We start from the raw sequence: 14,468 nt of genomic DNA, 5'->3' as shown, positions 1-14,468 counted from the left end.
TTCAGCCGTTTGGGGTGGCTCGGGCAAGCCCGTGCAGGAAGATGTCGATGCATTGCCGCGCATGGGCGAAGCGGTCCTCGCGTGTCAGCAGGGCATCGCCCGGAAAGCGCTTCACCAGAACGCTGAACACCATGTCCATCAGCATTCGGGCGGCAGCCTCTGGCGGGAAGGGCCGCAGAGCGCCGCGCTCCTGCTGCCGGGCCAGCCAGCCGGCAAGCAGGAGACGCGCGGGCTCCGCGCCTTCGAGCGTAATCGCCTCGCCGACTTCGGGAAAGCGGTCGGCATCGGCCATGGCGAGCCGGATGAAGGCCAGCCGCTCGCGGTTTTCCGCCTCGTCGATGCCGAGGCGGAAGATCGCAGCCAGCGCCTCGGCCGGTGGCAGCTCATCGTCAGGCCGCGGCAGCGCCAGCATCGTCCGCCTGTGATCCGCGACCATGGCGCCGAACAGGTCGGTCTTGGCCGGGAAGAGCCTGTAGAGCGTCTTCTTCGAGACGCCGCAGCGAGCCGCCACCGCGTCCATCGTGGTGGCGCCATAGCCGACATCGAGGAACAGGTCGCAGGCGACGGCGGTGATCCGTTGCCGCTCCTCCGCATCGGACCTTTGCTTCGGCCGCCCGCGCAGGCGCGGCGCGGCGGCGGCCATCGCATCCCCGTAATTGTCGTTCATTGGCAGTTACCCCTGGAAACATCATGACGTTTGACAGGGGCAGAAATCAAGCGTTAAGAAACTCGACAGTTTCCTAATGGGGCGTCAGATGCCGACCACGCAAGCCAACCATCTCCGGCGCCTCCTGCTCGGGGGATGCACCTTGCTCGGTGTGGGGCTGGCCGGCTGCAACAGCGAGAAGGCTGCCGCTCCGCCGCCGCAGCCCCAGGCCCAGGTCAGTGTCGTGGTGCTGCGTCCGCAGCCGGTCGCGATTACGGCCGAGCTACCCGGGCGTGTCGCCGCCAGCCTCGTCGCCGAGGTGCGCCCGCAGGTCGGCGGGCTGATCAAGTCGCGCCTGTTCCGCGAGGGCAGCGAGGTCAAGGCCGGCGACCTGCTCTACGAGATCGACCCGGCGCCCTATCAGGCGGCACTCGACAGCGCCGTGGCGACGCTGGCGCGGGCCGAGGCCGCGGTGCCGAGCGCCCAGGCCAAGGTCGACCGCTATCGCGATCTGATCCGCCAGAACGCCATCAGCAAGCAGGACAATGACGACGCCAACGCCGCCCTGGCGCAGGCGCAAGCCGATGTCGCATCCGCCAGGGCGAGCCTCGAGACGGCGCGGATCAATCTCGGCTTCACCAGGGTCACCGCACCGATCGGCGGACGGGTCGATCGCTCGACGCTGACGCCGGGCGCGCTGGTGACGGCGAGCCAGACCACGGCGCTGACGACGATCCGCCAGCTCGATCCGATCAATGTCGATGTCATCCAGTCGAGCGCGAACCTGCTGAAGTTCCGCAGCGCCGTCGCCGAAGGCCGCCTCAAGCTGAGCGGTCCCAACGTCGCCGTGAAGCTCAAGCTCGAGACGGGGCGCGAATACGACCAGTCCGGCCGGCTCGAATTCGCCGAGGCGAATATCGACCAGACCACCGGCACCTTCACCGTGCGGGCCGAATTCGCGAATCCGGACCGGCTGCTCCTGCCCGGCATGTTCGTGCGCGCCGTGACCCAGGAGGGCATCGCCGAGAACAGCTTCCTGGTGCCGCAACGCGCCGTCGGTCGCAACACCCGCGGCGAGGCGACGGCGAAGTTCGTCGGCGCGGACGGCAAGGTCGAGGAGCGCGTCGTTGCGACCTCGCGCAGCGTCGGCAACAACTGGCTCGTCGAAAGAGGGGTCAAGGATGGCGAGCGCATCATCGTCGAGGGCGGGCAGCTCGTGCGCCCGGGCCAGACCGTCACCGGCAACGAGGTGACGATCGACGAGGCCAGCGGCGAACTCAAATCGGCGAACCGCCAAGCCTTTCTTGGCTCCCCGCTTGGCTCCTCGCTCGGTTCTTCGTCGGGCGTCGGCCCGGCCGCCAAGAACTGAACGCCGAGAACGGACGCCATGCTCTCGCGCTTTTTCATCGAACGCCCGATCTTTGCCTGGGTCGTGGCCATCGTCATCATGCTGGCCGGCCTGCTCGCGCTGCGCACGCTGCCGATCTCGCAATATCCGCAGATCGCGCCGACGACCGTGGTCATCAGCGCCAACTACCCGGGCGCCGATGCGCAGACGGTCGAGAACTCGGTGACCAAAGTCATCGAGCAGGGCATGACCGGCGTCGACAACCTGCAATACATGACGGCGACATCGACCGCGTCCGGCAACGCCTCGATCACGCTGACCTTCACCAGCGCGGCCAATCCCGATGTCGCGCAGATGCAGGTGCAAAACAAGCTGCAGCTCGTCACCGCGCAGTTGCCCCAGACGGTGCAGAGCACTGGCATCACCGTCTCGAAATCCTCGAACGGCTTCCTGATGGTCGCCGCCTTTGTTTCGAAGGACGGTCGCATGAACACGACCGACCTCGCCGATTACGTCGACTCGACCCTGAACGATACGCTCAAGCGCGTCGCCGGCGTCGGCTCCACCCAGATCTTCGGCTCCGGCTATGCGATGCGGATCTGGCTCGATCCCGCCCGGCTCGAAAAATATTCGCTGATGCCGAGCGATGTGACGGCCGCGATCCAGGCTCAAAACACGCAAGTCTCGGCCGGTCAGCTCGGCGGCCTGCCGCAGGTCACGGGCCAGCAGCTCAACGCCACGGTCACCGCGCTGAGCCGCCTGCAGACCGTCCAGCAATTCGAGAACATCATCCTGAAGAGCGGTTCGTCGGGCTCGATCGTCCGGCTCAACGACGTCGCGCGCGTCGAGCTCGGGGCGAGGGACTACCGGACCTCCACGCGCTATAACGGCCAGCCGACGACCGGCCTCGCGATCAGCCTCGCGACCGGCGCCAACGCCATCGACACCGCCAAGGGCGTCAAGGCGACGATCGAGCGGCTCAAGCCCACGCTGCCCGAGGGCGTCGAGGTCGTCTATCCCTACGACACCACGCCCTTCGTCACGCTTTCGATCGAGAAGGTCGTGCACACGCTGTTCGAGGCGATCATCCTCGTCTTCATCGTGATGTACGTCTTCCTGCAGAACTGGCGCGCCACCATCATCCCGATGCTCGCCGTGCCGGTCGTGCTGCTCGGCACCTTCGGCGTGCTCTCGGTCGCCGGCTACTCGATCAACACGCTGACCATGTTCGCGATGGTCCTCGCCATCGGCCTGCTCGTCGACGACGCCATCGTCGTCGTCGAGAATGTCGAGCGCGTCATGGAGGAAGAGCACCTCTCCCCCAAGGAAGCGACCATCAAGTCGATGAGCGAGATCACCGGCGCGCTGGTCGGCATCGCCACCGTGCTGTCGGCGGTGTTCGTGCCGATGGCGTTCTTCGGCGGTTCGGTCGGCATCATCTACCGCCAGTTCTCTGTGACCATCGTCACGGCGATGATGCTGTCGGTCGTCGTCGCGCTGGTGCTGACGCCGGCGCTCTGCGCGACCCTGCTCAAGCCGACACATCACGATGCCAGGCAGAAAGGCGTCTTCGGCTGGTTCAACCGCACCTTCGAGCGCACCACCAATGGCTATCGCAACGGTGCAGCGGGCATGATCGCCAGGCCGTTGCGCTTCATGCTGGTCTTCTTCGTGATCGGCGGCAGCATGGCCTATCTGTTTTATAGGCTGCCGAGTTCCTTCATCCCCAACGAGGATCAGGGCATCCTCCTGACCAGCGTCCAGATGCCGGTCGGCGCGACGCAGGATCGCACCCTGCGTGTGCTCGATCAGGTCGCGGCGCATTACCGCGAGAACGAGAAGGATCTCGTCGAAGGCGTGCTGACCGTCGCCGGTTTCGGCTTCGGCGGCGAGGGCCAGAATGTCGGCCTCGCCTTCGTCCGGCTGAAGCCCTTCGAGGAGCGTGTCGGCAAGCAGGCGACCGCGCAGGCCGTCGCCGGGCGCGCCATGGGCGCCTTCCGCGCGATCAAGGACGGTATGGTCTTCGCGCTCGCCCCGCCCGCGATCCAGGGCTTCGGCAACACGGCGGGCTTCGATTTCTACCTGCAGGACATTGCCGGCGCGGGTCACGCCAAGCTGATGGAGACCCGCAACCAGCTCCTCGCGCTCGCGGCCAAGAGCCCCAGCCTGTCGGGCACGCGCCCGAACGGCCAGGAGGACACGCCGCAATATTCGATCGAGATCGACCAGGAGAAGGCGAGTGCGCTGACGCTGTCGCTGGGCGACGTCAACACGACGCTCTCGGCTGCCTGGGGCTCGGCCTATGTCAACGATTTCATCGACCGCGGCCGTGTGAAATCGGTCTATGTCCAGGCCGATGCTCCGTTCCGCATGCAGCCCGAGCATGTCGGAAACTGGTTCGTCCGAAATGCCGGCGGCGCGATGGTGCCGTTCTCGGCCTTCGCATCCGGTCGCTGGACCTATGGCTCGCCGCGGCTGGAACGCTACAATGGTTCGTCTGCGGTGCAGATGCAGGGCGCTGCTGCTGCCGGCGTCAGCTCCGGTGCCGCCATGGACGAGATCGACGCGCTGATGAAGCAGATGCCGACCGGCTTCGGCCACGAATGGACCGGCCTGTCCTATCAGGAGCGGCTCTCGGGTAGCCAGGCGGCGGCGCTCTACGCGCTCTCGATGCTTGTCGTCTTCCTCTGCCTCGCGGCGCTCTACGAGAGCTGGTCGATCCCGTTTGCGGTCATGCTCTCGGTGCCAATCGGCATTTTTGGGGCGCTCGCGGCGGCGACGATGTTCGGCCAGACCAACGACGTCTATTTCAAGGTCGGATTGCTCACGACCATCGGGCTGGCGGCCAAGAACGCGATCCTGATCGTCGAGTTCGCGATCGAGCAGGAGGCGGCCGGCAAGACCCTGGTCGAGGCGACGCTGGAGGCGGCGCGCCAGCGCCTGCGCCCGATCCTGATGACCTCGTTTGCCTTCGTGCTGGGCGTGCTGCCGCTGGCGATCGCCACCGGCGCCGGCTCCGGCAGCCAGAACGCCATCGGCATCGGCGTGATGGGCGGCATGATCGCCGCCACCGTGCTCGGCGTGTTCTTCGTGCCGCTGCTTTATGTGATCGTGGCCAGGACGGTCCGGCGCTGGCGCAAGGCCCCCGCCGAGACGCCCGTCACTTCACCGGCGGGGACGCATTGAGGACATGATGCGGATGACGAAGGCGGCTTTCGCCAAAGACCTCGCGACAGGGCTTGCTTCGCGTGCGGCAGGCCTGTCGCGCCTGGCGGGCGCCAGCCTCGTCCTTGTCGCTCTCGCCGGCTGCGCGGTCGGGCCGGACTATGCCGCGACGGGCCAGCTGCTGCCGGCGAGCTGGGGCAATGCGCCGAAGACGAAGAAGCCGCTCGAGGCGCGTCAGCGTTCGCAATGGTGGAAGAAGCTTGGCGACAGGCGGCTGAACGAGATCGTCGAGCGCGCCGTTGCCGGCAATCTCGACGTCGCCTCGGCCAAGGCGCGCATCCGCGAGGCCCGCGCCATGCGCAGGCAGGAGGTCGGCGCGCTGTTCCCGCTCGTCGATGGCTCATCGTCTTTCACACGGTCGCGTTCGAGTTCGAATTCCGTGGCCGGCACGGCCACCGAGATCAGCAACACGACCTTCAACAGTTACCGGGCGGGTCTGGACGCGAGCTGGGAGCTCGATCTCTTCGGCGCGAACGCCCGTGGCGTCGAGGCCGCGACCTATGGCAGCGATGCCGCCGACGCGGATCTGCGGGCGGTGCTGCTGACCCTCGTCGGTGATGTCACCGTCAACTATATCGAGGCGCGCGGCGCGCAGGCACGCGCCTCGCTCGCCCGCCGCACGGCCGCCTCGCAGCGCGAGACCGAGAAGCTCACCCGCAACAAATTCACGGCCGGTTCCGCCTCGGCGCTCGATGTCGAGCGCGCCGCCGCCCAGGCGGCCTCAACCGAGGCGGCCATCCCGACGCTGGAGGCGGCCTACGCCCAGAGCCTGCACCAGCTCGGCCTGCTCACCGGCGAGGCGCCGACCGCGCTCGCCGGCATCCTCGGCGCAAGCGGGCCGATCCCATCCGCGCGCAGCACGCCGCCGGCTGGCATCCCCGCCGATGTGCTGATCAACCGCCCCGATGTCCGCCGCGCCGAGCGTCAGCTCGCCCAGTCGACCGCCAATATCGGCCAGGCGGAAGCCGCGCTCTATCCGAGCGTCAGCCTGACCGGAAGCATCGCCACCACGGCGCTGAAGAGCGGCGATCTCGCCAAGAACTCCTCGATCGGCTGGTCATTCGGCCCGACACTAAGCGTGCCGATCTTCAACGGCGGCGAATTGCGCGCGGCGGTCGAGGTCGCGCAGGCCCAGCGCGACCAGTCAGATGCAGCGTTCCGGTTGGCCGTGCTAACCGCCCTGCAGGATGTCGAGAATTCGCTGGTCAACCTGTCCAAGGAGCGCGTGCGCGCCGGCAAGCTCTCGGCCGCGGCGGGCTCCTTCCGCGAGGCGGCGCGGCTGTCGCGCTCGCTCTATCAATCGGGTGCCGCGAGCTTCCTCGACGTGCTCGACGCCGAGCGCTCGCTCTACAGCGCCGAGGACACGCTGTTGCAGAGCCGCGTCGCCGTGACCTCCAATTTCGTCGCGCTGAACAAGGCGCTCGGCGGCGGCTGGGACAAGCCGGTCGAGGTCGAGTTGCCGCGCGTCATCGACGCGAACACTGGCCCGCATCCGCGCGCGGCTTACTGACGTCTGCGGTGTTACCTCGGAGCCAGGTGTCATCCCGGGCTTGACCCGGGATCCATCGGAGGGCTCCGGAAGTCCACGATGGAGCCCGGATCGGCGCCACCTCGCGGCTTGTCCGGGATGACGGCGCGGTTCCGCGCTCAGCCGCCTGAAGCGCCGCCGGCGATGACGGTCGGCTTGCCGTCGACGGGCAGGTCGAGCCCCTGTTTGAGACTGTCGAGATGGTATTCGCGAATCCGCCCGCCGGTTGGGTCGCTGACGAAGGCGCTCGCGCCGATCACCGCGAGGTTCGGGGTCGGCGTCTTCGCGCCATAGGCGCAATCGAAAGCCGGCACGGCGTCGAAGCTGGCGACTTCCTTCCAGGCCGGCGCGATCTCGTAGACGCGCAGCTTGCCGTCCGCCGTGAGATTGGCGAGCCGCCTGCCGCTGGACGAGACTTCGAACTGGCAGGCGCCCTGCTCGCCCGGCACCGCCAGAACATCCGCCTCCGACAGGGCCGTTGCCGCCGGATCGATGCGCAGCAGTGCGTCATAGGGAGATGTCAGCCCGTAATTGCCGACGAGATGGCGCCCGCTGCCGCCCTTGATCGTGCTGGTCCGTCGCCCGTCCGGATAGGCCAGCTTGTGCGTGGCGAAGTTCCGTCCATCGCGCCGCAGCACTAGGACGCCGCCGCCCTCACCCTCGGCGCAGCCGAAGACATGCGTGTCCCTGAGGGCGGCATGGCCGTGGAACAGCCTGCAGGAGGCGTCGGGCCGGGCCGTATCGTTGACCCGCAAGACCGGCTTCCAGCTCTCGGGCTTCCCCGTCATGGCGAGGATCTCGAAACCGTCGGGACGCGACGAGGCGCTCCGATCCTCGCCCTTCGCATAGATCGGGTTGGGCACGGAGACGAGGAGCAGGCGCTTGCCCATCGGGATGGCGATGCCGTGCTGCGGCGCAGGGCTTTTCCAGACGACGGATGGGGGCGACGTGCCGCGCAGGCTGGCGAGATCGAGCAGGACGACCTTGGGCTCGCTCTTGCGCAGCCAGGGCCGGTCGCCGTCGTAGAACAGCGCGATCCGACCCTGCTCCGAGACGATATGAGCCGGCTTGTCGCCGGTCACGACGAGGTCGAGCATCCGCGGCGTCAGCTTCTCGATGTCGTCATGGTCGCCATGGGATTCGCGCACCAGCCCGCTGTCGAGAATCCGGATCGTCCCGGCCTCGTCGCCCGTCTTCACGACGACATGGCGGCCGTCCTCGGCGGTCGTGAGCCCGGCATTCGGCAGCGGCACCGCGAAGCTGTGGGTGGTCTCGCCGCTGTCGAGATCGAGGACGCGCAGCACTGGCCTGTCATGATCGGCGAAGACCAGCCGCCCCCGCAGGACGGCGTGATCATGGGCCTGGGCCGCGCTGAGCGAGAGTATCGAGCCGATCGCGACGGCGAAGGGACGGAGGGACTTGGTCACGGAACATCCTGTGCGGCTGGGGCTGTGTCGGGTTGACGGAAATGAAATGTTATACTGTAACAAAATACCTTTTCAAGACGCACTGGACCACCCGATGCCCGCTCATGCACAATCTCCCGCCGACCGCCTGATCGACCGCCGCCTGCCCGTCACCGTGCTCTCGGGCTTCCTCGGTGCCGGCAAGACGACGCTGCTCAACCACATCCTCAACAACCGCGAGGGCAGGCGTGTCGCCGTCATCGTCAACGACATGAGCGAGGTGAACATCGACGCCGATCTCGTCCGCGAGGGCGGCGCCGGCCTGTCGCAGACCGATGAGCGGCTGGTCGAGATGAGCAATGGCTGCATCTGCTGCACGCTTCGCGACGACCTTCTCAACGAGGTTCGCCGGCTCGCTGCCGAGAAGCGCTTCGACTACTTGCTGATCGAAGGCACTGGCATCGCCGAGCCGCTGCCGATCGCGGCGACCTTCTCCTTCCGCGACGAGGACGACCGCTCGCTCGACGACGTCGCCCGCCTCGACACGATGGTCACCGTCGTCGACGCCATCAACCTGCTGAGCGACTACGACAGCCGCGATTTCCTCGCCGACCGTGGCGAGACCGCCGGCGACGGCGATGCCCGCACGCTGGTCGATCTCCTGGTCGAGCAGATCGAGTTCGCCGATGTCGTCGTCATCAACAAGGCAGGCGAGGTCTCGGGCGAGCAACGCGAAAAGGTCCGGCAGGTCGTGCGCGGCCTCAATGCCGATGCGCGCATCGTCGAGGCCGATTTCGGCCGCATCCCGCTCGATACCGTGCTCGACACACGGCTCTACAGCGAGGAGAAGGCGCAGGAGCACCCGCTCTGGCACAAGGAGCTCTTCGGCTTCCGCGACCATGTGCCGGAGACCGAGGAATACGGCATCCGCTCCTTCGTCTATCGGGCGCGGCGCCCCTTCCATCCGCAGAGGCTGCACGATTTGCTGGGCAGGCGCCTGCCCGGCGTGATCCGCGCCAAGGGGCATTTCTGGCTGGCGACACGGCCACGCTGGGTCGGCGAATATTCGCTCGCCGGCCGCATCACGCGCACCGAGGGCATGGGCAGCTGGTGGGCGGCGGTGCCGAAGGAGCGCTGGCCGCGTTCGGAGGAGTTCGCCGCGCTGATGCGCCGGCACTGGTCGCAGACCTGGGGAGACCGGCGGCAGGAACTCGTCTTCATCGGCACGGCCGGGATGGATGAGGCCGCGATCCGCGCCGCGCTCGATGCCTGCCTCGTCGGCAGCCCGGCGACGGGCATGACGCAAGCCCTGCTCGCGCTCGCTGACCCGTTTCCGTCATGGGACAGGCAGGCGGCCTGACGCGTCGGCGCCAGCGCTTTCGGCCAAGGCTTCGCTCTGGGCCAAGGCTTCGCTTGCGGCCATGATCTCGATCGCCGCCCGCACCGTCTCGACGAAGCCCAGGGCGAGCGGCGAGCGGAAGCGTCCGGCCGGCCAGACCAGGCCGATGTCGTAGTGAACGACCGGCCGGAACGGGCGCGTGACGATGCCTCGGCCGCGATACTCGACGGCCGTATAGGGGTCGACGATGCCGATCCCGGCCCCCGAGGCGACGAGCGAACAGGCGATCATGGACAGCGGCGTCTCGACCCGGATCTGCCGCGTGACGCGCGCCGCCGAGAACAGCGCGTCGGTCCGGTAGCGCCACTGGGTCGACCCCGCCAGCGAGACGAAGGGCTCGTCGATGAAGTCCGTCGGCTCCAGGAATGGCTTGTCGACCAGCCGGTGGCCCTCCGGCAGCACGGCGATGGCCGGCACGGAGGGCAACGCCTCGACGTCGATATTGGGAAAGTCGAGCGGGTACTGGGCGAAGCCGATATCGCAGAAGCCGGTGGCGACCCAGTCGACGACCTGCGACGAGATGCTGCCATAGATCGCAACCTCGAGGCCCGGCTTGTCCTTCATATAGGCCGCGACGAGGCGGGGCAGGAAGCCGACATTGAAGGTCGGCAGGGCCGCGATGCGCAGGCTCCCCGACAGCCCTTCCCGCAGATTGCGCGCCGTGTTCTGGATCTGCTCCAGCCCGACGAACTGTCGCTCGACCTCCCGGTATAACGAAAGCGCCTCATTGGTGGGCACCAGCCGCGTTCCGCGCCGCTCGAAAAGCGTCAGCCCGAGCGTGTATTGCAGATCGTGAATCAGACGCGTCACGGCCGGCTGGCTGATATGGAGCGCGCGGGCGGCGGAAGTGATGCCTCCGGTGACGATGACGGTCCGGAAGGCCTCGATCTGTCGAGGATTCAGCATGGCTTCCGACCCGCAAAAACCCAACATAACATTTTAGTATGGCTCTCGCGAATGATTCGATTTGACCCATTACAATCTGTCGCAGAACCTTCACACACACTCGCAAACGAGGAGGGGTCGATGAAATTCTCTTGGGTAGGACTGCTGCTGACCACCACGGCGCTGGGCGCCGGCACCGCTGCGATGGCGCAGCAGAAGACGATGTTCGTGGCCGGTTATGGCGGCTCCTATGAGCAGACCATGCGCAAGGAGGTCATTCCGGCCTTCGAGAAGCAGGCCAACGTCAAGATCGAATACGTCGCCGGCAATTCGACCGACACCCTCGCCAAGCTTCAGGCGCAGAAGGGCAACCAGCAGATCGACGTCGCCATCGTCGATGACGGCCCGGCCTATCAGGCTGTCGCGCTCGGCTTCTGCGGCACGCTGACCGACGGCCCCGTCTACAAGGACGTCGCGCCGGTGATGAAGTTCAAGTCGAACAAGGGCGTCGGCCTCGGCCTCGTCGCCACCGGCCTGATGTACAACAAGAAGATCTTCGACGAGAACAAATGGCCCGCGCCGACCTCGTGGAACGACCTCAAATCCAAGACCTACGGCAAGAAGATCGTCACGCCGCCGATCAACAACACCTATGGCCTGCATGCCCTGATCGCGATGGCGCAGCTTGCCGGTGGCGGCGAGAACAACATCGATCCGGGTTTCAAGACCTTCAAGGACGAGATCAATCCCAACGTCGTCGCCTATGAGCCGTCTCCGGCGAAGATGACGGAGATGTTCCAGAACGGGCAGGCCGTGCTCGGCGTCTGGGGCTCGGGCCGCGTCAAGGCCTTCGCCGACACCGGCTTCCCGGTCGAGTTCGTCTATCCGAAGGAGGGCAGCTTCGCGCTCGGCGTTGCCGCCTGCCCGATCGAGGGCTCGAAGAACGCGGCCGAGGCCAACGCCTTCATCCAGTTCATGCTTTCGCCCGCCATCCAGAAGGTGATGGCGACGGGCGCCGGCTTCGGCCCCGCCAACGTCACGGTGACGCTGAGCAAGGACGAGCAGAAGGGCTTGCCCTATGGCGACGAGGTCAAGGCGCTGAAGGCCGTCGACTGGGACATCGCCAACGCCAAGCGCGAGGACTGGACCAAGCGCTGGAACCGCGAGATCGAGCGGTAGGTCTCCTCTTCCGTCATTCTCGGGCGTCGCGAAGCGGCGACCCGGGAATCTCGTGATGCAAAGGCATATGCCGGAGCGTCCTGAGATGGTCGGGTCAAGCCCGGCCATGACGTCTGATCTTTGAGCAGAAGCGATCGCAAACGCCATGTCCCATCTCGTTCTCGATGGCCTGACCAAGCGTTTTGCCGGCTTCACCGCCGTCGACGCGCTCGATCTCTCGGTCGAGCGCGGGGAGTTCGTCTCCCTGCTCGGCCCGTCCGGCTGCGGCAAGACCACGACGCTGCAGATGATCGCCGGCTTCGTCTCGGTCGATCGCGGCGACATCCGCCTGGACGGGGCCGACCTCGTCTCGGTCGCGCCCAACCGGCGCGGCCTCGGCATCGTCTTCCAGAGCTACGCCCTGTTCCCGCATATGACGGTGGCGCAGAACATCGCCTTCGGGCTGGAGATGCGCGACGTCGCGAAGGCGGACCGCGACACGCGGACGCTGGCGGCGATGGAGCTGGTCGGGCTCAAGGGCTTCGCCGACCGTTATCCGCGCCGCATGTCGGGCGGTCAGCAGCAGCGCGTGGCGCTCGCCCGCGCTTTGGTGATCAAGCCGGCGCTGCTCCTGCTCGACGAGCCGCTCTCCAATCTCGACGCCAAGCTGCGCGAGGAGATGCAGGGCGAATTGCGCCAGATCCAGCGCTCGGTCGGCACCACCACGATCCTCGTCACCCATGACCAGCACGAGGCGATGGCGCTCTCCGACCGCATCGTGCTGATGAACCAGGGCCGCATCGAGCAGATCGGCGCGCCCGACCAGGTCTACGACCGTCCCGCGAGTGCCTTCGTCGCTAGTTTCCTCGGCAAGACCAATGTGCTCTCCGGCATCGGCGACGGGCAGGGCAAGGCCACGCTCGGCGGCCTCGTGCTGTCGCTGCCCGGCGCCGGCAAGGGGCCGCTGCAACTCGCGGTGCGGCCGGAGCGTCTCTCCTTCGCGGCAGGGGGCGAGCCCGGGCTCGATGCCCGCATCCTCGGCCGCGTCTTCCAGGGCACGCACTGGCTGCTGACGGCCGAGAGCGCCGCCGGCTCGCTGACCCTGATGCGCGCCAATGACGGCGTGGCCGTGCCGGGCGAGGGCGAGACCGTCCGCCTGCGCTTCTCGGCGGCCGATGCCGCCGTGCTGCCGGGTGGGGCGGCGGAATGAGTCTCGCGGTGACCGAGCGCAACGCGCCCTTCCTGCTGACGGGGCCGGCCCTGCTGGTCTTCCTCGGGCTGGTGATCATCCCGCTCGGCATGACCGTGCTGCTCTCCTTTTACGATTGGGGGCAGTACAAGGGCATCGTCCCGGAGTTCACGCTGAAGAACTGGATCGAGGTCTTCACCGACAGCTATTTCTTCGAGATCTTCATGCGGACCTTCCGCATCGCGATCTTGGTCACGCTGGCGGCGATCGTCATCGGCGTGCCGGAAGCCTATATCCTCAACCGCATGTCGCCGGCCTGGCGCAGCGCCTTCCTGCTGGTGGTGATCGGCCCGCTGCTCGTCTCGGTCGTGGCGCGCACGCTCGGCTGGGCACTGCTGCTGGGCTCCACGGGCCTCGTCAACCAGGGGCTGATCGCGCTCGGCCTGATCGCGACCCCGCTCGAATTCATGTTCACCGAGACCGGCGTGGTGATCGCGCTGATCCATGTGCTGATCCCCTTCATGATCCTGGCGGTCTGGGCCTCGCTGCAGCGGCTCGATCCGCAGATCGAGAATGCGGCGCTCTCGCTCGGCGCCAGCCGGCTGACGATCTGGCGGCGCGTGATCCTGCCGCAGATCGTGCCCGGCATCCTGTCCGGTTCGATCATCGTCTTTTCGCTCGCCGCCAGCGCCTTCGCCTCGCCGGCGATCATCGGCGGGCGCCGGCTCAAGGTCGCCGCGACCCTGGCCTATGACGAGTTCCTCAACACGCTGAACTGGCCGCTCGGCGCGGCGGTCGCGAGCCTGCTCCTGCTCGCGCTCGTGCTGATTACGGTCGGCTCCAACCGCCTGATCGAGCGCCGCTACGCACAGGTGTTCGAATGAGGCGCAACAGTCTTCCGGCACTCATCTTCCACGCAGCGTTCGTCGTCTTCATGCTGGCGCCGCTGCTGATCGTCTGCGTCGTCGCCTTCACGCCCGAGGGCTACCTGTCGCTGCCGACGCGGGGGCCGAGCCTGCGCTGGTTCCGCGCCATCTTCGACTATCCCGAGTTCGTCCGCGCCTTCCGCGACTCGCTCTGGCTGGCGGCCTTGTCCTCGACCATCGCGATCATGCTGGCCGTGCCGGCCGCGCTCGCCATCGCGCGCTACCGTTTCCCCGGCCGCGAGGCGATGACGACCCTGTTCATGTCGCCCCTGATGGTGCCGCATGTCGTGCTCGGCATCGCCTTCCTGCGCTTCTTCACCCAGATCGGCATCTCCGGAACCTTCGTCGGCCTGGTGCTGAGCCACATCATCGTGGTGATCCCCTTCGCATTGCGGCTCGTGCTGGCGGCGTCCTACGGCATCGACCGGCGCATCGAACATGCGGCGATCTCGCTTGGCGCCGGCACTGGAACCGTCTTCCGCCGGGTGACCCTGCCGCTGATCCTGCCAGGTGTCGTCTCGGGCTGGCTGCTGGCCGCGATCAACTCCTTCGACGAGGTCACGATGACGGTGTTCATCGCCTCGCCGGCGACGGTGACGCTGCCGGTCCGGATGTTCCTCTACATCCAGGACAACATCGACCCTCTCATCGCGGCGGTCTCCGCCTGCCTCATCGCCATGACCGCGGCGCTGCTCTTCGCGCTCGACCGGCTGTTCGGGCTCGACCGCCTCTTCGTCGGATCCGGAAAGGGCTGACAG

At 67.1% G+C, this 14,468-nt stretch carries 11 protein-coding genes; 8 read left to right on the top strand and 3 right to left on the bottom strand.

All coding sequences use genetic code 11. The features are described 5' to 3' along the window. Position 1: 1 nt before the first annotated feature. Complete coding sequence (locus C8D03_RS05710) at positions 2-667, bottom strand: TetR/AcrR family transcriptional regulator (RefSeq protein ID WP_108045396.1); 666 nt, start codon at positions 665-667, stop codon at positions 2-4. An 88-nt stretch (positions 668-755) separates the two neighbouring features. Here C8D03_RS05710 and C8D03_RS05705 point away from each other — a divergent pair, with 88 nt between their 5' ends. Genes C8D03_RS05705 through C8D03_RS05695 form a run of 3 tightly spaced genes read left to right on the top strand, consistent with a single transcriptional unit; the run spans position 756 to position 6,729 of the window. Next, positions 756-2,015, top strand: a complete 1,260-nt coding sequence (locus tag C8D03_RS05705; protein WP_108051250.1) for an efflux RND transporter periplasmic adaptor subunit — start codon at positions 756-758, stop codon at positions 2,013-2,015. Between the two features lie 18 nt (positions 2,016-2,033). After that, positions 2,034-5,180: an efflux RND transporter permease subunit gene (locus C8D03_RS05700; RefSeq protein WP_108045395.1), complete on the top strand. Its 3,147-nt coding sequence runs from the start codon at positions 2,034-2,036 to the stop codon at positions 5,178-5,180. A 13-nt stretch (positions 5,181-5,193) separates the two neighbouring features. Then, the gene (locus C8D03_RS05695) at positions 5,194-6,729 is read left to right on the top strand and encodes an efflux transporter outer membrane subunit (RefSeq protein WP_248308363.1); all 1,536 of its coding nucleotides are present in this window, start codon (positions 5,194-5,196) and stop codon (positions 6,727-6,729) included. Positions 6,730-6,866: 137 nt separating this feature from the next. Here the strand turns inward: C8D03_RS05695 and C8D03_RS05690 are convergent, their stop codons facing one another. Then, positions 6,867-8,174, bottom strand: coding sequence for a hypothetical protein (locus tag C8D03_RS05690; protein ID WP_181300698.1), 1,308 nt, complete (start codon positions 8,172-8,174; stop codon positions 6,867-6,869). 94 nt (positions 8,175-8,268) lie between these two features. Here C8D03_RS05690 and zigA point away from each other — a divergent pair, with 94 nt between their 5' ends. Beyond that, positions 8,269-9,513 carry a zinc metallochaperone GTPase ZigA gene (zigA, locus tag C8D03_RS05685; protein ID WP_108045394.1) on the top strand — a complete coding sequence of 415 codons (1,245 nt, stop codon included), beginning with the start codon at positions 8,269-8,271 and terminating at the stop codon, positions 9,511-9,513. On the opposite strand, the gene C8D03_RS05680 is transcribed toward zigA, so the two are convergent. Continuing rightward, positions 9,490-10,458 (bottom strand): LysR substrate-binding domain-containing protein, encoded by a 969-nt coding sequence (locus C8D03_RS05680; protein WP_108045393.1) that lies wholly within the window; start codon positions 10,456-10,458, stop codon positions 9,490-9,492. The two genes, zigA and C8D03_RS05680, sit on opposite strands and share 24 nt — an antisense overlap. 120 nt (positions 10,459-10,578) lie before the next feature. Here C8D03_RS05680 and C8D03_RS05675 point away from each other — a divergent pair, with 120 nt between their 5' ends. The 4 genes from C8D03_RS05675 to C8D03_RS05660 all read left to right on the top strand — a co-directional run bounded on the left by C8D03_RS05675 (position 10,579) and on the right by C8D03_RS05660 (position 14,465). Continuing rightward, the gene (locus tag C8D03_RS05675; protein WP_108045392.1) at positions 10,579-11,616 is read left to right on the top strand and encodes an ABC transporter substrate-binding protein; all 1,038 of its coding nucleotides are present in this window, start codon (positions 10,579-10,581) and stop codon (positions 11,614-11,616) included. A 145-nt stretch (positions 11,617-11,761) separates the two neighbouring features. Continuing rightward, complete coding sequence (locus C8D03_RS05670; RefSeq protein WP_108045391.1) at positions 11,762-12,805, top strand: ABC transporter ATP-binding protein; 1,044 nt, start codon at positions 11,762-11,764, stop codon at positions 12,803-12,805. Continuing rightward, entirely contained in the window at positions 12,802-13,668 is an 867-nt protein-coding gene (locus tag C8D03_RS05665) for an ABC transporter permease (RefSeq protein WP_108045390.1), read from the top strand. The genes C8D03_RS05670 and C8D03_RS05665 overlap by 4 nt, the downstream gene beginning before the upstream one ends. Continuing rightward, positions 13,665-14,465 (top strand): ABC transporter permease, encoded by an 801-nt coding sequence (locus C8D03_RS05660; RefSeq protein ID WP_108045389.1) that lies wholly within the window; start codon positions 13,665-13,667, stop codon positions 14,463-14,465. The genes C8D03_RS05665 and C8D03_RS05660 overlap by 4 nt, the downstream gene beginning before the upstream one ends. Positions 14,466-14,468: the final 3 nt, after the last annotated feature.

The sequence above is a fragment of the Bosea sp. 124 genome (assembly GCF_003046175.1).
In the GTDB taxonomy this organism is placed as follows: domain Bacteria; phylum Pseudomonadota; class Alphaproteobacteria; order Rhizobiales; family Beijerinckiaceae; genus Allobosea.
This window is presented reverse-complemented; position numbering and strand designations above follow the sequence as displayed.

Excerpts from the sequence above, each read along its gene's own strand:
- C8D03_RS05680 (WP_108045393.1), bottom strand. The coding sequence starts at position 10,458 with ATGCTGAATCCTCGACAGATCGAGGCCTTCCGGACCGTCATCGTCACC.
- C8D03_RS05660 (WP_108045389.1), top strand. The coding sequence starts at position 13,665 with ATGAGGCGCAACAGTCTTCCGGCACTCATCTTCCACGCAGCGTTCGTC.
- zigA (WP_108045394.1), top strand. The coding sequence starts at position 8,269 with ATGCCCGCTCATGCACAATCTCCCGCCGACCGCCTGATCGACCGCCGC.
- C8D03_RS05670 (WP_108045391.1), top strand. The coding sequence starts at position 11,762 with ATGTCCCATCTCGTTCTCGATGGCCTGACCAAGCGTTTTGCCGGCTTC.
- C8D03_RS05700 (WP_108045395.1), top strand. The coding sequence starts at position 2,034 with ATGCTCTCGCGCTTTTTCATCGAACGCCCGATCTTTGCCTGGGTCGTG.
- C8D03_RS05675 (WP_108045392.1), top strand. The coding sequence starts at position 10,579 with ATGAAATTCTCTTGGGTAGGACTGCTGCTGACCACCACGGCGCTGGGC.
- C8D03_RS05705 (WP_108051250.1), top strand. The coding sequence starts at position 756 with ATGCCGACCACGCAAGCCAACCATCTCCGGCGCCTCCTGCTCGGGGGA.
- C8D03_RS05710 (WP_108045396.1), bottom strand. The coding sequence starts at position 667 with ATGAACGACAATTACGGGGATGCGATGGCCGCCGCCGCGCCGCGCCTG.
- C8D03_RS05695 (WP_248308363.1), top strand. The coding sequence starts at position 5,194 with ATGACGAAGGCGGCTTTCGCCAAAGACCTCGCGACAGGGCTTGCTTCG.
- C8D03_RS05665 (WP_108045390.1), top strand. The coding sequence starts at position 12,802 with ATGAGTCTCGCGGTGACCGAGCGCAACGCGCCCTTCCTGCTGACGGGG.